This window comes from Micromonospora sp. NPDC002717, from assembly GCF_040295705.1.
Classification (GTDB): domain Bacteria; phylum Actinomycetota; class Actinomycetes; order Mycobacteriales; family Micromonosporaceae; genus Micromonospora.
In genome coordinates this window covers 306,409-323,047 of the sequence record NZ_JBEOVW010000003.1, presented here as the reverse complement: position 1 = coordinate 323,047, position 16,639 = coordinate 306,409, and the positions used below count along the sequence as shown (strand labels likewise).

Annotated in this window: 14 protein-coding genes; 10 read left to right on the top strand and 4 right to left on the bottom strand. The window is 74.1% G+C overall.

What is annotated here, in order from left to right:
* Positions 1 to 135: 135 nt before the first annotated feature.
* The gene (locus tag ABT006_RS07895; RefSeq protein ID WP_350704046.1) at positions 136 to 519 is read right to left on the bottom strand and encodes a WhiB family transcriptional regulator; all 384 of its coding nucleotides are present in this window, start codon (positions 517 to 519) and stop codon (positions 136 to 138) included.
* Positions 520 to 772: 253 nt separating this feature from the next.
* Between ABT006_RS07895 and ABT006_RS07890 the strand changes: the two genes are divergently transcribed.
* Positions 773 to 1,603: a helix-turn-helix transcriptional regulator gene (locus tag ABT006_RS07890; RefSeq protein WP_350704044.1), complete on the top strand. Its 831-nt coding sequence runs from the start codon at positions 773 to 775 to the stop codon at positions 1,601 to 1,603.
* Positions 1,604 to 1,761: 158 nt separating this feature from the next.
* Here the strand turns inward: ABT006_RS07890 and ABT006_RS07885 are convergent, their stop codons facing one another.
* Positions 1,762 to 2,172, bottom strand: a complete 411-nt coding sequence (locus ABT006_RS07885; RefSeq protein WP_350704042.1) for a DUF5319 domain-containing protein — start codon at positions 2,170 to 2,172, stop codon at positions 1,762 to 1,764.
* A gap of 185 nt (positions 2,173 to 2,357) precedes the next feature.
* On the opposite strand from ABT006_RS07885, the gene guaB reads away from it, so the two are divergent.
* The 4 genes from guaB to ABT006_RS07865 all read left to right on the top strand — a co-directional run bounded on the left by guaB (position 2,358) and on the right by ABT006_RS07865 (position 8,107).
* Positions 2,358 to 3,920 carry an IMP dehydrogenase gene (guaB, locus tag ABT006_RS07880; protein WP_350704041.1) on the top strand — a complete coding sequence of 521 codons (1,563 nt, stop codon included), beginning with the start codon at positions 2,358 to 2,360 and terminating at the stop codon, positions 3,918 to 3,920.
* Positions 3,921 to 3,949: 29 nt separating this feature from the next.
* A complete protein-coding gene (locus tag ABT006_RS07875; protein ID WP_350704039.1) occupies positions 3,950 to 5,068 on the top strand; it encodes a GuaB3 family IMP dehydrogenase-related protein in 1,119 nt (372 codons plus the stop codon).
* Positions 5,069 to 5,117: 49 nt separating this feature from the next.
* Positions 5,118 to 6,539: a M1 family metallopeptidase gene (locus tag ABT006_RS07870; protein WP_350704037.1), complete on the top strand. Its 1,422-nt coding sequence runs from the start codon at positions 5,118 to 5,120 to the stop codon at positions 6,537 to 6,539.
* Between the two features lie 104 nt (positions 6,540 to 6,643).
* Positions 6,644 to 8,107, top strand: a complete 1,464-nt coding sequence (locus ABT006_RS07865) for a M1 family metallopeptidase (protein WP_350704035.1) — start codon at positions 6,644 to 6,646, stop codon at positions 8,105 to 8,107.
* Positions 8,108 to 8,113: 6 nt separating this feature from the next.
* Here ABT006_RS07865 and ABT006_RS07860 read toward each other — a convergent pair whose 3' ends face one another.
* Positions 8,114 to 9,241: an LCP family protein gene (locus ABT006_RS07860; RefSeq protein ID WP_350704033.1), complete on the bottom strand. Its 1,128-nt coding sequence runs from the start codon at positions 9,239 to 9,241 to the stop codon at positions 8,114 to 8,116.
* Positions 9,242 to 9,376: 135 nt separating this feature from the next.
* Between ABT006_RS07860 and ABT006_RS07855 the strand changes: the two genes are divergently transcribed.
* Both ABT006_RS07855 and guaA read left to right on the top strand, forming a co-directional pair.
* Positions 9,377 to 11,074: an FAD-dependent oxidoreductase gene (locus ABT006_RS07855; protein ID WP_350704031.1), complete on the top strand. Its 1,698-nt coding sequence runs from the start codon at positions 9,377 to 9,379 to the stop codon at positions 11,072 to 11,074.
* A gap of 145 nt (positions 11,075 to 11,219) precedes the next feature.
* The gene (gene guaA / locus ABT006_RS07850) at positions 11,220 to 12,773 is read left to right on the top strand and encodes a glutamine-hydrolyzing GMP synthase (RefSeq protein WP_350704029.1); all 1,554 of its coding nucleotides are present in this window, start codon (positions 11,220 to 11,222) and stop codon (positions 12,771 to 12,773) included.
* A 7-nt stretch (positions 12,774 to 12,780) separates the two neighbouring features.
* Here guaA and ABT006_RS07845 read toward each other — a convergent pair whose 3' ends face one another.
* Entirely contained in the window at positions 12,781 to 13,098 is a 318-nt protein-coding gene (locus tag ABT006_RS07845; RefSeq protein ID WP_350704027.1) for a PspC domain-containing protein, read from the bottom strand.
* A 144-nt stretch (positions 13,099 to 13,242) separates the two neighbouring features.
* Here ABT006_RS07845 and ABT006_RS07840 point away from each other — a divergent pair, with 144 nt between their 5' ends.
* The 3 genes from ABT006_RS07840 to ABT006_RS07830 all read left to right on the top strand — a co-directional run bounded on the left by ABT006_RS07840 (position 13,243) and on the right by ABT006_RS07830 (position 16,570).
* Positions 13,243 to 14,190, top strand: a complete 948-nt coding sequence (locus ABT006_RS07840; protein ID WP_350704025.1) for an NUDIX domain-containing protein — start codon at positions 13,243 to 13,245, stop codon at positions 14,188 to 14,190.
* 128 nt (positions 14,191 to 14,318) lie between these two features.
* Positions 14,319 to 15,227 carry an NUDIX hydrolase gene (locus ABT006_RS07835; RefSeq protein ID WP_350704023.1) on the top strand — a complete coding sequence of 303 codons (909 nt, stop codon included), beginning with the start codon at positions 14,319 to 14,321 and terminating at the stop codon, positions 15,225 to 15,227.
* Between the two features lie 425 nt (positions 15,228 to 15,652).
* Positions 15,653 to 16,570, top strand: a complete 918-nt coding sequence (locus tag ABT006_RS07830) for a CDP-alcohol phosphatidyltransferase family protein (protein WP_350704021.1) — start codon at positions 15,653 to 15,655, stop codon at positions 16,568 to 16,570.
* Positions 16,571 to 16,639 lie beyond the last annotated feature (69 nt).

The following is a 16,639-nucleotide window of genomic DNA, read 5'->3' as shown; positions in this document are numbered from 1 at the left end:
TCGGGGCGCACCGTCCGCGTGACGGTGCGCCCCGACGCCTTTTCGCGGGCGGCACGCCGCCGTGGACCTGGGGACGGCGCGACGCCGCGCCCCGGGCGGGGGCGCGGCGTCGGTGTGGTCCTCGGGTGGCCGGGCTCAGGCGATCTTGCGCTGGGCCGGGACGGTCGACTTGTGCGGCCGGCCCAGGCGAGCCTCCAGGCGGGCGATGTCGACCCGGGTCTTGCGGCGGTCGGCCAGGTCCTCCCAGCCGACGGCGAGCAGCCGCAGCCGCTCGGACTCGCTGAAGCCGCCCCACACGCCGTACGGCTCCCGCACGGAGAGGGCGTGCGCGGCGCACTCGGCCCGGACGGGGCAGGTGCGGCAGACGGCCTTGGCGCCGGACTCGCGGCGCAGGCGCGACGAGCCGCGCTCGCCGTCGGGGTGGAAGAACTGTGCGCTGTCCCGGCCCCGGCAGGCACCGAGCCGCTGCCAGTCCCAGAGATCGACGATGGGTCCGGGCAGTCTACGTACGTTCGACATCAGCACCCCTCCTCCCGCGCGGCACCGCGGAGATCCATGTGAACCGGCGTCCGGGCGGCGGTCCGCGCAGGCGCGCCGTTTCCGGCCTGGATGCTCCCTACCCGGACCTTCCCCGGCTCACACTTCTGTGATCGAAAACCTTGGACAACTAGCGGCATATGCCCTACTTGTCGGAAAAGTTCGGAGGATTGCCGGGAACCTCCTCGCGACCGGACTCGGTCATGGTCTGCTCGTGGGCGGAGAGGAGACCACTGTGCGTACGGTTCTCGTGTGCGTTCGGACACCGCTTGCGGCGCAGCATCTGACGTCCGCGGCGGCCCGGCTCGGGCTGTCCGCCGTCGTGCGGACCGCCGTCTCCGATCCCGAGGTGATGTTGCGTCTGGCCGAGCGTCCGGCCGACGTGGTTCTGGCGGACACGGCCCTCACCCGGCCGGACAGCGCGGGCTTCGTGCGCCGGGTGCTCGCCCGCGCGCCGCAGGCCTCCGTGCTGCTGCTCGGCACCGAGGAGTCGGAGGCGGCCGCCGCCACCATCAGCGCCGGCGCCCGGGGCCTGATCCAGGGCGCGGACCACGACCTGACCAGCGCGGTGGCCAAGGCCCTGCTGCTGCTCGTCGCCCCCGGCCGGGCGACCCGGAGCCGGATCGCCGACCCGGCGCGGGACACCGCGGCGGTCGGCGGGCCCCGCGCCACCCCGGCCGGCCGACCGCCGGCCGACCCGGGCCCCGCCTGGTCGACCCCGTCCGCCGACGGCGCGGGCGGCGCGCCGACCGTGGTGCCGGCGCAACGCGGCGACGACCCCGCCGAGCCGGCCGACCCGGCCGGTGAGCCGGCGGAGGCGGTGCCCGCGGGGCAGCGGGGCGCGTCCGGCGCGCGCGGCGGCCGGTCCCAGATCGGGCTGACCGAGCGCGAACTCCAGGTGCTGCTCGGCATGGCGGAGGGCAAGAGCAACGCCGAGATCGGCCGGGAGTTGTTCGTCTCGGAGGACACGGTGAAGACCCACGCCCGCCGGCTGTTCCGCAAGCTCGGCGCCCGGGACCGCGCGCACGCCGTGGCCGCCGGTTTCCGCGCCGGGTTGGTGGCCTGAGCCCGGATGCCGGGCCGGTGGGCTGAGCCCGGAAGCGCCTGGCCGATGGGGTGGCGAGCGCGGCCGCCGGCTGCAGCTCGGTGCCGAGCGCGCGGCGCCGGGCCGGTGAGCTGTCGGTGTGGCTGACGGCCTGTGCCCCCAGCGGCGGCGCGCGTGCCTCAGCTCTCCGTGTCGTGCTCCTCGTCCGAGCCCTCGGTCAGGGTGTCGTGCACGCCGTCCGCGTAGCCCCGGGCGTAGTCCCAGGTGACGTAGTGGTCCGGGTCGGGGTCGTAGGCCGGCTCGTGCACCCGGGGCCGCCCGGAGCTGAGCAGGTGACGCAGGTTGCCCCGGAGCAGGTCCCAGTCGAAGTAGTGCGGCTCCCGGCAGTCCTCGCACTCGATGACCAGCCCGCGCACCCCGATCGGCGCCAGCAGCGCCTGGTAGATCTCCAGGTCGGCGAGGTCTTCCAGCACGTCCTGCCGCTCGACGTCGGTCAGCGGGTCGAGCGGGGCGTCGTCGCCCGGATCGTGCAGACCGGCGGCCGGATCGGCCGGGTCGCCGTTGAAGGGGTCGATGGGCTCGTCGTGCACCCCCTCACCGTAGACCCAACGCAGGGGCCGCGTCCGCCCCCGGGCCCTCGGTGACCTGCGCCGCCACCGGCGGAAGCGGCCCAGGTCAGTGGGTACGATGGGACGACGCGCAGTCACCCGGCGTGCGCCGGCGCCCGCCCGCGCCACCTCGCTGAAGCCCGTCCGAGCAGCTCAGGGGAGCAATCGTGGAAATTTCGCCCAGCACCGATCTGCCGACCGCCGCCGACAGCGGCGAGCTGGGTGGCCACCTGCCGGAGTTGCCCGCCGGCTCGGCCCGGGTGGTCCCGCTCGGCCTGACCTTCGACGACGTGCTGCTCCAGCCGGGCGAGTCGGACGTGGTGCCCAGCCGGGTCAACACGGTGACGAAGCTGACCCGCAACATCAACCTGAGCGTCCCGCTGCTCTCCAGCGCGATGGACACGGTGACCGAGGCGCGGATGGCGATCGCGATGGCCCGCCAGGGCGGCATCGGCGTGCTGCACCGCAACCTCTCCCTGGAGGACCAGGCCCTCCAGGTCGACCTGGTCAAGCGCTCCGAGTCCGGCATGATCACCAACCCGGTGACCGCCAGCCCCAACGACACCCTGCGGGACGTGGACGCGCTCTGCGGGCGCTACCGCATCTCCGGCGTGCCGGTGGTGGACGGCGAGGGCCAGCTGGTCGGCATCGTCACCAACCGCGACATGCGCTTCGTCTCCGACCCGGCCACCCCCGTCCGCGAGATCATGACCCGCACCCCGCTGGTCACCGCCCCGGTCGGGGTGAGCAAGGACGACGCCCTGGGCCTGCTGCGCCAGCACAAGGTCGAGAAGCTGCCGATCGTCGACGAGTCGGGCCGGCTGCGCGGGCTGATCACGGTCAAGGACTTCACCAAGAGCGAGCAGTACCCGAACGCCACCAAGGACGACGCCGGCCGGCTGCGGGTCGCCGCCGCCGTCGGGGTGGGCGACGACGCGTACAAGCGGGCCCGGGCGCTGGTCGACGCGGGCGTCGACGTGCTGATCGTGGACACCGCGCACGGCCACCAGCGGGCGGTGCTGGACATGGTCCGCCAGCTCAAGAAGGACGTCACGATCGACATCGTCGGCGGCAACGTGGCCACGTACGCCGGCGCGAAGGCGCTGGTCGACGCGGGCGCCGACGGCGTGAAGGTCGGGGTCGGCCCGGGTGCCATCTGCACCACGCGGATCGTCGCCGGGGTCGGTGTACCGCAGATCACCGCGATCATGGAGGCGGCCCGCGCCGCGCGGCCGGCCGGCGTCCCCGTGATCGGCGACGGCGGCATCCAGTACTCGGGCGACATCGCCAAGGCGCTGGTCGCGGGCGCCGACACGGTGATGCTCGGCAGCCTGCTGGCCGGCTGCGAGGAGAGCCCCGGCGAGCTGATCTTCATCAACGGCAAGCAGTACAAGGCCTACCGGGGTATGGGCTCGCTCGGCGCGATGCAGTCCCGCGGCCAGGCCAAGTCCTACTCGAAGGACCGCTACTTCCAGCAGGACGTGCTCGCCGAGGACAAGCTGGTCCCCGAGGGCGTCGAGGGCCAGGTGCCCTACCGCGGCCCGCTGTCCGCCGTCGCCCACCAGCTCATCGGCGGGCTGCGCGCCGCGATGGGGTACGTCGGCGCGGAGAGCATCCCCGAGCTGCACCGCCGCGGTCAGCTCATCCGGATCACGGCGGCCGGGCTCAAGGAGAGCCACCCGCACGACATCCAGATGACCGTCGAGGCGCCCAACTACCACTCCCGCTGACCATCCCCCTGTGACAACTGGAGTCCCCCATGCGTGACGTGGTCGAGATCGGGCTGGGCAAGACCGCGCAGCGCGGCTACCACCTGGACGACATCGCCATCGTGCCGAGCCGCCGGACGCGGGACGTCGACGACGTCTCCACCGCCTGGCAGCTCGACGCGTACCAGTTCGGCATCCCCTGCGTCGGGCACCCCTCCGACGCGACGATGAGCCCGGCGTCCGCCGTCCGGCTCGGCCAGCTCGGCGGTCTCGGCGTGCTCAACGTCGAGGGCCTGTGGACCCGCTACGAGAACCCGACGAAGGTCCTGGAGGAGCTGTCCGCGCTGGGCGAGGACGCCCGTGCCACCAAGCGGCTCCAGGAGGTGTACGCGGAGCCGATCCGCCCCGACCTGATCGCCGAGCGGGTCCGTGAGCTGCGCGCCGGCGGCGGGACGGTGGCCGTGCGGGTCAGCCCGCAGCACACCCTGGCGCTGGCCCCGGTGATCCTCGACGCCGGCGTCGACATCCTGGTCATCCAGGGCACCATCGTCTCGGCCGAGCACGTCTCCACCACCGAGGAGCCGCTGAACCTCAAGGAGTTCATCGCCGACCTGGACCTCCCGGTCATCGTCGGCGGCTGCACCGACTACAAGACGGCGCTGCACCTGATGCGCACCGGCGCGGCCGGTGTGATCGTCGGCATCGGCGGCGACGACTGGTCGACCACGGACTCCGTGCTCGGCATCCGGGTGCCGATGGCGACCGCGATCGCCGACGCCGCCGCGGCCCGCCGCGACTACCTCGACGAGACCGGTGGCCGGTACGTGCACCTGATCGCCGACGGCGACATCCAGACCTCGGGCGACATCGCGAAGGCCCTCGGCTGCGGCGCGGACGCGGTGATGCTCGGCGAGCCGCTGTCGCTCTGCGCGGAGGCGCCGGCCGGCGGCGCCTGGTGGCACTCCGCCGCCAGCCACCCGTCCCTGCCCCGGGGCGCGTTCGAGGTGGCCGGCGAGCCGCTGGGGTCGATGGAGCAGCTGCTCTTCGGCCCGGCCGACGAGCCGGACGGCCAGCTCAACCTCTTCGGCGGGCTGCGCCGGGCGATGGCCAAGTGCGGCTACCGCGACCTCAAGGAGTTCCAGAAGGTCGGCCTGGTCCTCGACCGCTGACCGCACGAAGAAGCACCGCGCGCACCGGTCGCGCCGATAGGCTCGGCCGGTGCGTCGTACTCGTGACCGGATCCGGCCGACGCTCGTCGCCGTGGCGGCGGTCGCGCTGCTGGTCGCCTGCACCACCGACGCCCCCGACCGGCAGGGCGGGCGCGACGGTCTGCGCCCGGGCAGCGTCGACCTCGCCGACCCGTACGTGCCGGGCGCCGGAAACGGCGGGTACGACGTCTCGCACTACCGCCTGACGGTCCGTTACGACCCGGCGACCGACCGGTTGACCGGGCGGGCGAAGGTCGTGGCGACGGCGGTGCACGGGCTGTCCCGGTTCACCCTCGACCTCGTCGGCCTCGACGTCACCGCGGTCACGACGGACGGCGCCCGCGCCGAGCACCGGCGCGACGGCGACGAGCTGGTGGTCACCCCGCGCCACGGGCTGCCGCAGGGCCGGCGGTTCGCGGTCGAGGTTGACTACTCGGGCGTGCCGACCGCGAAGGCCGACGGGCAGCTCGGCAGCGGCGGGTTCCTGCACACCGCCGACGGCGCGATCGCGCTCGGGCAGCCCTGGTCGGCGGCCACCTGGTTCCCGGTCAACGACCACCCGTCGGACAAGGCCACGTACGACATCGAGGTGACCGTTCCGGACGGGCTGGCCGCGCTGAGCAACGGGGTGCCGGGGGAGAGGACGAGCGCCGACGGCTGGACCACCTGGCGGTGGGCCGAGCGGGCACCGATGGCCAGCTACCTCACCACCCTCGTGATCGGCGCCTACCGGGTGGAGACCGGCTCGCACGCCGGCAAGCCGATGGTCACCGCCGTGCCGGCGCGCCTGCCGGCCACCGGCCCGGAGGCCGCCTCGCTCGCCCGCACCGGCGAGATCGCCGACTTCCTGGCCAGCCGGTTCGGGCCGTACCCGTTCGACGCCTACGGCGGGGTCGTGGTCACCGACGACCGGGTCGGCTACGCGCTCGAGACCCAGTCCCGGCCGGTCTACGGGCCCGGCTTCTTCCGCAACGGCCGCCCCAACCCGGGGGTGGTCGCACACGAGCTGGCCCACCAGTGGTTCGGCAACAGCGTGACGCTGACCCGGTGGAGCGACATCTGGCTCAACGAGGGCTTCGCCAGCTACGCGGAGTGGCTGTGGGAGGAGCACGACGGCGGTCGCACCGCGCAGCGCGCCTTCGAACTGGAGTACGCCGCCACCGACTGGTCCCGCCCGGTCGTCGACCCCGGACGGTCGGGGCTGTTCGGCACGGCCGTCTACAAGCGCGGGGCGCTCACCGTGCACGCGCTGCGCCGCACGGTCGGCGACGACGCGTTCTTCCGCATCCTGCGCACCTGGACGGCCGAGCGGCGGGGCGGCAACGCCACCACCGAGGACCTGGTCGTCCTGGCCGAACGGGTCTCCGGGAGGTCCCTGCGCCAGCTCTTCGACGCCTGGCTCGTCGGCGACTCCGCCCCCGCCCTGCCCTGACGCGGATTTCAGGGCCGCTCGGTAGGCTGCCGCGGACCGGCCGGGCGCGGGTCCGGCACGGGTCGCCGGCGGGCAGCCGGCGGCACAGGGGAAGGGACGAGGCGATGACGCTGTCGCGGCGGGTTCTGGGCGCGGGCACCGGCCTGCTGCTGGTCGGGGCGCTCGGGTTGACCGGGTGCGGGTCGGCCGACGAACCGGCCCCGGCCCCGGCCACGACCGCCGCGTCGCCGAGCGCGGCCCGCCAGTTCAAGCCCGGGGCGGCCGGCGTCGGCGACGAGTACTTCCCGACCTACGGCAACGGCGGGTACGACGTCAGCCGCTACACGGTCAAGGTCCGCTACCACCCGGAGCAGGACCGGCTCACCGGCACCACCACGCTCCAGGCGGCGGCGACGCAGGACCTGTCGGCGTTCAACCTGGACCTGGCCGGGCTGACCGTGCGGTCGGTGACGGTGGACGGCGCCCCGGCGAAGCACAGCCGCAAGGACGACGAGTTGGTGGTCACGCCGGCCACCGGCCTGATCGCGGGTAACGGCTTCGTCGCCGAGATCGCGTACGAGGGCGAGCCGGAGCCGCTGCGCAACGAGATCCTCGGCGTCGGGGGCTTCCTGCACACCGGCGACGGCGCCATCGCGCTCGGCCAGCCCGAGTCGGCGAGCACCTGGTTCCCGGTCAACGACCACCCCTCGGACAAGGCCACCTACGACTTCGAGATCACCGTCCCGAAGGGACTGACGGCGGTCAGCAACGGCGTGCCGGAGGGGAAGAGCACGGCCGGCGACTGGACCACCTGGAAGTGGGCCGAGCGCAGCCCGATGGCGAGCTACCTCAGCACCGTCGTGATCGGGAAGTTCCGGATCACGGAGGGCAAGCACAAGGGGCGGCCGGTGTTCCACGCGGTCACCACCGACCTGCCGGAGGGTGCGGCGGACCGGTCGATCGCCGACACGGTCGAGGTGGCCGACTACCTGGAGAGCGTCTTCGGGCCGTACCCGTTCGGGGCGTACGGCGGCGTGGTGATCTCCGACGCCCGGATCCGGTACGCCCTGGAGACGCAGAGCCGCCCGGTCTACTCGGCGGGCTTCTTCCGCAGCGGCGAGAACACCGGGGTGGTCGCGCACGAGCTGGCCCACCAGTGGTTCGGCAACAGCGTGTCGCTGGCGAGGTGGCAGGACATCTGGCTCAACGAGGGGCTCGCCACGTACGCCGAGTGGCTCTGGGCCGAGCACGACGGCGGGCGCACCGCCCAGCAGGCGTTCGACGACCGGTACGCCGGATCGTCCGGCCAGGTCTGGCGGACGCCGCCCGGCGAGCCGGGGGTGGCGAACCTGTTCAGCGAGTCGGTCTACCAGCGCGGCGGGATGACCGTGCACGCGCTGCGGGTGGCCGTCGGCGACAAGGCGTTCTTCGAGATCCTGAGGACGTGGGCGGCGCAGAAGCGGGACGCCAACGCCACCACGGCCGAGTTCGTCGCGCTGGCCGAGCGGGTCTCGGGCAAGAAGCTCGACGACCTCTTCGACGACTGGCTGCGCGGCACCGAGCGCCCCGCCCGGCCCGAGCCGCTGTGACGGTGGTCAGCCCTTGACGCGCAGCTCCGGGTGGGCGGCGAGGTACGCGTCCGCCCGGCCGGCGCGCAGCTCGGTGAGGAACGTCCGGCCGGTCGGTTTGAGCTGCTCGCCCCGGTAGGCGCTGCCCTGGCCCACCCCCTCGCCGGGCAGGCCGACCAGCACGAACCGGTCCGGCGACAGCCCGCCGAGGGCGTACGCGACGTCCACGATCCGCGGCCCGCCCGCGTAGACCAGCGTGTCGCCGAGCGCGTCCACCACCCGCTGGACGCGCTCCGGCTGCCGCGCCAGGTCCTCGTCGAGGATCTTGGTCACCAGCGCCTTGACCAGCTGCTGCTGGTGGCGCTGCCGGGCGTAGTCGCCGCCGGTGATGTAGCGCTGCCGGGCGTAGTCCAGCGCCTGCCAGCCGGTGAGGTGTCGCTCGCCCTTCTCGTAGACCATCTGCGGCCCGACGTAGCCGCCGCCGCCCGGGGCGGGCTCCCGGTGCCGGCCGTCGGGGCGGCGGTGCAGCGAGACCACCCGCTGGTCGACGTAGAGGTCCACCCCGCCCAGCTCGTCCACCAGCTTGTCGAAGCCGTTGAAGGTGAGCACCGCGCCGGCGTCGAAGCGCAGCCCGGTGTAGCCGCTGACCGTGCTGCGCAGCAGCTCGTAGCCCTGCTCGGTGCTCGGCTCCTTGGGCTTGCCCGGCACCCGGCTGCCGTAACTCATCGCGTGGGTGAGCTTGGTCTTCCCGCCGCCGTAGTCGGCCTTCGGAAAGGCCGGGATGTCGACCAGCAGGTCGCGGGGGAGGGAGAAGAGGTACGCCCGGTCGAGCCCCTTCGGCACGTGGACCACCAGCACGGCGTCGCCGTGCGGCTCCCAGCCGGGCACGCTGACCCGGGTGTCCACCCCGACCAGTAGGAGGTTGAGCGGGCCGGTGATGCCGGCGCCCGGCGGAGCCGTGGGGCTCGGGGTGGGATCCGCGGTCGGTGTGGCGCTCGCGGTCGGCGTGGCGGCGGTCGGGCCGATCCGCCGCGACCCGTCGTCGCCGACGAGGCGGGTGACCACCAGCACGCCGGCGGCCACCAGCACCACCGCCGCGAGGGCGGCGAGCCCCAGCACCCACCTCGGGCGCTGTGCCCCTGTCCCCTGAGCCATGCGACACCCCCGTGTGAGACAACGTTCGGACTCCGGGCCCGGGTTCGGGTGGGCGTCCCCGGATCGACGGACGGGAGCATGATCGCGCGGAAACCCGTGCTGGCGCGATGGCTACTCAGCGGTAATGATGCGTTCATGCGGTACGACGTGGTCGTCATCGGGTCCGGCTTCGGCGGCAGCGTCACCGCGCTCCGGCTGGCCGAGAAGGGCTATGCGGTCGGTGTGCTGGAGGCCGGGCGCCGCTTCGCCGACGACGAGTTCCCGCAGACCTCCTGGCGGCTGCGCCGCTTCCTCTGGGCGCCCCGCCTCGGCTGCTACGGCCTCCAGCGGATCACCCTGCTGCGGGCGGCCGACCGGAAGGCCGGCGGCGGGGTGCTGGTGCTCTCCGGGGCCGGGGTGGGCGGCGGCTCGCTGGTCTACGCGAACACCCTCTACGAGCCGCTGGACGCCTTCTACGTCGACCCGCAGTGGCGGGGCATCACCGACTGGCGCGACGAGCTGGCCCGCCACTACGACCAGGCGAAGCGGATGCTCGGCGTCACCGCGTACCCCGTCGTCACTCCCGCGGACCGGGCGATGCGGGCGGTGGCCGAGCGGATGGGGGTCGGGCACACCTTCCACGCCACCCCGGTCGGCGTGCACATCGGTCGGCCCGGTCAGCGGGTCGCCGACCCCTACTTCGGCGGCGCCGGCCCGGAGCGCACCGGCTGTACGCACTGCGGCGCGTGCATGACGGGCTGCCGGTACGGCGCGAAGAACACCCTGGTCAAGAACTACCTGTGGCTGGCCGAGCGGCTCGGCGCCCGGGTGCACCCGCTGACCACGGTGACCGCCGTGCGCCCGGCCGACGGCGGCGGGTACGCGGTGCACACCGTGCGCACCGGGGCCTGGCCGCGCGCACGGCGGCAGGTGGTCCACGCCGACCAGGTCGTCTTCGCGGCCGGCGCCCTCGGCACGCAGCGGCTGCTGCACGCGATGCGGGCCGAGGGGGCGCTGCCCGCGCTCTCGCCCCGCCTCGGCGAGCTGACCCGGACCAACTCGGAGGCGATCCTCGGCGCCTCGGTGCCCCGCCGGCGGGCCCGCGCCGCCGGGCTCGACTTCACCGAGGGGGTGGCGATCACCAGCTCGTTCCACCCCGACCCGCAGACCCACATCGAGCCGGTCCGCTACGGGCGGGGCTCCAACGCGATGGGGCTGCTCCAGTCGCTGCTGGTCGACGGCGGCCCGCACCGGGTGCGCCGCTGGTTGGGCACGCTGCTGCGCCGGCCCGGCCCGGCGGCCCGGCTGCTGTCGGTGCGCGACTGGTCGGAGCGGACGGTGATCGCCCTGGTGATGCAGTCGGCGGACAACTCGCTGACCACCCGGTTGCGGCGCGGCCCGTGGGGGCGGCGCCTGGTCTCCGGGCCGGGGCACGGCGTGCCCAACCCGACGTGGATCCCCGCGGGCAACCGGGCGGCCCGGCTGCTCGCCGAGGAGATCGGCGGTACGCCCGGCGGGGCGCTGACCGAGCCGTTCGACATCCCGATGACCGCGCACATCCTCGGCGGGGCGGTGATCGGCGCCACCCCGGCCGACGGCGTGGTCGACCCGTGGCACCGGGTCTTCGGCCACCCGGGGCTGCACGTGGTCGACGGCGCGGCGGTCTCGGCGAACCTCGGGGTGAACCCGTCGCTGACCATCACCGCCCAGGCGGAACGCGCCATGTCCTTCTGGCCCAACAAGGGTGATCCGGACCCCCGCCCGCCCGTGGGCTCCCCGTACGCCCGGATGGACCCGGTCCCCCCGCGCCACCCGGCGGTGCCCCCGCACGCCCCCGGCGCCCTCCGCCCCTGATCTCCCGCGGTCTTGCACTTTCGGCCCCCGTTGTGCGGCTTTCGGGCCGCATGTCCGGGCGGAAGGTGCAAGATCGCGCGCGGCGGGGGTGACGTGTGCCGGGGTGTCGTGGGCGCGGGCGTGACGGTGGGTAGGCTTTCTGCACATGAGCACGCCTCGCCCCGTCCTCGTGGTGGACTTCGGAGCCCAGTACGCCCAGCTCATCGCGCGCCGGGTGCGCGAGGCCAACGTCTACTCCGAGATCGTGCCCCACTCGATGCCCGTCGCCGAGATGCTGGCGAAGGACCCGGCCGCGATCATCCTCTCCGGTGGTCCGTCCAGCGTCTACGCGCCGGACGCCCCGCAGATCGACGCCGGCATGTTCGACTCCGGAGTGCCGGTCTTCGGCATCTGCTACGGCTTCCAGGCGATGGCCCAGGCCCTCGGCGGCACGGTGGCCCGCACCGGCAACCGCGAGTACGGCGGCACCCCGCTGCGCGCCCGCCCGGAGGCCGGCGTGCTGCTCCGCGAGCTGCCGGACGACCTGCCGGTGTGGATGAGCCACGGCGACTGCGTCACGGAGGCCCCGGCGGGCTTCGCGGTGACCGCCGAGTCGGCGGGCGCGCCGGTCGCCGCGTTCGAGGACCTGGCCGGCCGCCGGGCCGGCGTGCAGTTCCACCCGGAGGTCGGGCACACCGCGCACGGCCAGGAGATGCTGCGCCGCTTCCTCTACGACATCGCCGGCATCGCGCCGACCTGGACGCCCGAGAACATCATCGACGAGCAGGTCGCCCGGATCCGCGAGCAGGTGGGCGACAAGGAGGTCATCTGCGCACTGAGCGGCGGGGTCGACTCGGCCGTCGCCGCCGCGCTGGTGCACCGGGCCATCGGCGACCAGCTCACCTGCGTCTTCGTCGACCACGGCCTGCTGCGCGCGGGCGAGGCCGAGCAGGTGGAGAAGGACTACGTCGCCGCCACCGGGATCAAGCTGAAGGTGGTCGACGCCGCCGACCGGTTCCTGGGCGCGCTGGCCGGGGTGACCGACCCGGAGCAGAAGCGCAAGATCATCGGCCGGGAGTTCATCCGGGTCTTCGAGGCCGCCGCGCGGGAGATCGCCGCCCACGGCGACGTCGAGTTCCTCGTCCAGGGCACCCTCTACCCGGACGTGGTCGAGTCCGGCGGCGGCACCGGCACCGCCAACATCAAGAGCCACCACAACGTCGGCGGCCTGCCGGAGGACCTGAAGTTCAGCCTGGTCGAGCCGCTGCGCACGCTGTTCAAGGACGAGGTCCGGGCGCTCGGTCTCCAGCTCGGCCTGCCGGAGGCGATGGTCTGGCGGCACCCGTTCCCGGGTCCCGGCCTGGCGATCCGGATCATCGGCGCGGTCGACCGGGAGCGTCTCGACCTGCTCCGCCAGGCCGACCTGATCGCCCGCGAGGAGTTGACCGCCGCCGGGCTGGACCGGGGCGTCTGGCAGTTCCCGGTGGTGCTCCTGGCCGACGTGCGCAGCGTCGGGGTGCAGGGCGACGGCCGCAGCTACGGGCATCCCGTGGTGCTGCGGCCGGTCTCCAGCGAGGACGCGATGACCGCCGACTGGTCCCGGCTGCCGTACGAGGTGATCGCCCGGATCTCCACCCGGATCACCAACGAGGTCGCCGAGGTCAACCGGGTGGTGCTCGACGTCACCAGCAAGCCGCCGGGCACCATCGAGTGGGAGTGACCCGGCCTCACGCCGCCGGCGGGTAGGTCGGCGGCGTGGGCTGCGCCACGGTCGGCTGCGCCACCGTGGGCGGCGCGGCCTGCGCCGGGTGCGGCCAGGCGGGGGCGTCGGCCGGCTCCTCGGGCATCAGGAACCACATGATCGGGTACGCGAGCAGCGCGAGCCCGCCGGTGAGCAGGCCGGTGACCGCGAAGACCACCCGGACGAGCGTGGGGTCGACGGCGAAGTAGCGGCCGAGGCCGCTGGCCACCCCGGCGACCATCCGGTCCGTGACGGGGCGGCGGAGCTGCTTGTACGGGGGCTGGGATGAGGCGGTGGAAGTCATGCCTCCACCATCCGCGCCGCCGACCCGGCCGACCTCGGTGACCGCCCGGAGCCTTACCCTGACCTGCCCCTGAGGCGCGAGCATTGAGTCAGGAATCTGACTCTTTTCGATGCAGGTAACCCGGGCGGGGGAGAATTTGGCCCCGTGACCACCATGCTGGAGCCGCTCCGCAGGATCGCGGCATACGCAGTTTGTGCTGATTCGGTCGGCCGAGTGTTGCTGGTCCGCGCATCGGAGCGCTCCGGCACTCCCGGCACGTGGTCGCTGCCCGGCGGGGCGGTCGATCACGGTGAGGACCCGAACCACACCGTCGTCCGCGAGACCGCCGCCGAGACCGGTCTCTCCGTCACCGTCGACGGCCTGCACGACGTGCTGGCCGACATGCGGGCGCTGCCGGACCGGGGCATCACCATCCACACCGACCGCCTGATCTACCACGTCTCCGTCCGGGGCGGGACCCTCACCGACCGGGTCGACCGGCCGACCGACCTGGCCCGCTGGTTCACCCCGGAGGAGGCCCGCGAGCTGCCGCTGCGGTCGTTCACGGCGCGCGCCCTCGGGGTGCCCGCCTCGTCCGCCGACATCGTGCCGGACGAGCCGCCGGAGTTCCCCTCGTTCTACGCCGTGCCCGGTCCGGACGGGCTGCACCGGGCCCAGCGCTTCGCCGCGTACGCCGTGGTGACCGACCCGGACGGGCGGGTGCTGCTCACCCGGGTCTCCGACGGCTACCCGGGCGCGGGCTGCTGGCACCTGCCCGGCGGCGGCACGGACTACGGCGAGCAGCCCGGCGCGGCCCTGATCCGGGAACTGGTCGAGGAGACCGGGCAGACCGGCCGCCTCGTCGAGCTGCTCGGCGTGGCCAGCCACCGGGACGCCGCGTCCCTGGGCCCGGAGGGTTACCCGATCGACTGGCACGGCGTCCGCGCGTTCTACCGGGTCGTGGTCGACAAGCCGGCCCCGCCCACCGTCGCCGACGTGGGCGGCTCCACCTGTGAGGCCCGCTGGTTTGCCCGCGAGGAGCTGGGCGCCCTCCCCACCGACCGCCTGACCGAGGTCACCGCCGAGGCCGTCCAGGCCGCCCGACTGGCCTGACCCGGCCCCCGCGCCCCTTCTCCCACCCGTCCGTTGATCATGAGGTTGACCGGGCGGCACGTCGGTTCCGCTGCCGCTAACCTCATGATCGACGGAGCGGGTCGGCGCGGGCGGGGGAGTGCGGGCGGGTGGAGGAACGGCGGCGGGTCGGGGCGTACGGGGTGTGTCGGGGCGCCGACGGTCGGGTGCTGCTGGCCCGGGGCTCGGCTTCGTGTCCGTTCCCCGGAGTGTGGCAGCTGCCCGGCGGCGGGCTGGAGCACGCGGAGGATCCCGCGCACGCCGTGGTCCGTGAGTTCGCCGAGGAGACCGGCTTCGCCGTGGAGGTGACCGGGCTCCGGGCCGTGCTCGCCGACGTGGCCACGTTCCGTGACTCCGGGGTCGCGGTGCACACCGACCGCCTCGTCTTCGACGTCGCGGTGCGTGGCGGCGAACCGCGGCCGGAGCCGGCCGGCGGCAGCGACGAGCTGGCCTGGTTCGCCCCCGACGAGGCGGCGGCGGTGCCGCTGATGCCGTTCACCGCCGAGGTGCTCGGCCTCCCCGTCGCGCCCCTGCCGGCGGGCCTGCCCCGGGCGCTGCCCCACGAGGGCGCGCCGTCGGCCGACCGGCGGCAGCGCTTCGGGGCGTACGGGCTGGTGACCGACGCGGCCGGGCGGGTGCTGCTCGCCATGATCGCCGACGGCTACCCGGGGGCCGGCCGCTGGCACCTGCCCGGCGGCGGCACCGACCACGGGGAGCAGCCGGTCGCCGCCCTGCTGCGGGAGCTGGTCGAGGAGTCCGGTCAGCTCGGCCGGGTGGTCGAGCTGGTCGGCGTCGACAACCTGCACAACCCGGCCGCGCTGGGCCCGGAGGGGCGCCCGCTGGACTGGCACGGCATCCGGGTGGTCTACCGGGTGGCGGTCGACGCGCCGACCGAGCCGCGGGTGACGGAGCTGGCCGGGGGCTCGACCGCCCGGGCCGCCTGGTTCACCCCGGAGCAGCTCGCCGGGCTGCGGCTCACCGAGATCGCCGCCCTGGCGCTGGGCCACCGGTCCCGCTGACGACGGTCGCCGGCCCGCGCCCTGGTGCGCCCGGCTGGCTGTGACATTGATGACGGTCCGTAATCGGACATCGGGGCTGGCGGCGGTCGCTGGCCGGGCCGGTGGCGAGGGCGTCCGGTACATTCGATGTGGGGTTGGTGGAGGAAACGGGCGATGGAGCCCGGGTTGGGAGTAAGAGGGCGGTTCGCGCGGTTTAAGGGAGATATAAGTACCGCCGGCAGCTATCGCCAATCCCCGTTCCCTTATGCGATGGTGTACTCCGCAAAATGGCTGCCGGGCCAGAAAGGTCCGGCATGAGACAGCCGGACACCCGCCCCCGTGCGGTCAGCCGATCCGGTGATGGAGGAAACGTGCCGAGAGCCCCATGGCGCCGGCGTCGTACCACTGACAGTCCGCGCCCCGCAGGGCGTCGCTGGGCGGGCTCCTTGCGCCGCAGCAGCACGTTCGCCCGGCAGGTGCTGCTGGTCCGGGTGGGCCGCCGCGACGGCGACCTGCGCGGCGCCACCGACCTGTCGCTGCCCGAGCACCGGTACGCCGACCGGCCGCGCCGCCGCTACGGTCTGAACCGGTTCGAGCGCGGCGACGTCGCGTCGATCGCCCCGGTCAGCCCCGCCCTTTCGCCGGCGACCCCGGTCGACGAGCCGGCGAGGGCGATCCCGCTGCTCCCCGGCGAGCGGACGGTCGCCCGCCGGATGAAGTTCGCGGTGGTCAACGCCTGCACGCTCAGCAGCCTGATGCTCGGCATGCTGGCGATCTTCCTCGCCATGCAGGGCGAGGTGCGGGTCGCCGCGCTGTGCCTGATCGCCTGCGTGGTGTTCGACGGCCTCGACGGCGCGCTCGCCCGCAAGTTCGGCGTGGCCAGCCCGTTCGGCGCGCAGATGGACTCGCTGGCCGACATGTGCTCGTTCGGCCTGGCCGCCCCCGTGGTGGTCTACGCCTCGCTGGCCGGGTCGGTGTCCACCGCGGCGGCGGCGGTGGCGTGCGCCCTCGTCGCGGCGTGCGCGGCCATCCGGCTCGCCCGGTTCAACGTCTCGCCGAAGGACGGCCGGTTCTTCTGCGGCGTGCCCACCACGATGGCGGCCGCCGTCCTCGCCCTCACCGTCGCCATCGGGCTGCCGGTGCCGGGCACGGTCCAGGTCGCCGGCGTGGCGCTGCTCGCCTTCGCCATGGTCTCCAGCTTCCCGTACGCGAAGCTGGCCCGCCTGGTCAAGCTGCCGCCGTGGGTGTGGCTGGCCCCGGTGATCGGCGCGCTGGTCGACATCCGGCTCACCTTCGCCCTGATCGTGGTCGGTTACCTGGTCAGCGGCCCGGTGCTCTGGCTCCGCCAGCGTCGCACCGCCTGACCCTTACGTACGCCGAAAGGGGCGCCGCGATCCCGCGGCGCCCCTTTCGTGTCTGCCCCGTGCCCGCCG

Coding starts and splice junctions, on each gene's coding strand:
- ABT006_RS07895 (WP_350704046.1), bottom strand. CDS start 519: ATGTCGAACGTACGTAGACTGCCCGGACCCATCGTCGATCTCTGGGAC.
- ABT006_RS07875 (WP_350704039.1), top strand. CDS start 3,950: ATGCGTGACGTGGTCGAGATCGGGCTGGGCAAGACCGCGCAGCGCGGC.
- ABT006_RS07865 (WP_350704035.1), top strand. CDS start 6,644: ATGACGCTGTCGCGGCGGGTTCTGGGCGCGGGCACCGGCCTGCTGCTG.
- ABT006_RS07860 (WP_350704033.1), bottom strand. CDS start 9,241: ATGGCTCAGGGGACAGGGGCACAGCGCCCGAGGTGGGTGCTGGGGCTC.
- ABT006_RS07855 (WP_350704031.1), top strand. CDS start 9,377: ATGCGGTACGACGTGGTCGTCATCGGGTCCGGCTTCGGCGGCAGCGTC.
- guaA (WP_350704029.1), top strand. CDS start 11,220: ATGAGCACGCCTCGCCCCGTCCTCGTGGTGGACTTCGGAGCCCAGTAC.
- ABT006_RS07845 (WP_350704027.1), bottom strand. CDS start 13,098: ATGACTTCCACCGCCTCATCCCAGCCCCCGTACAAGCAGCTCCGCCGC.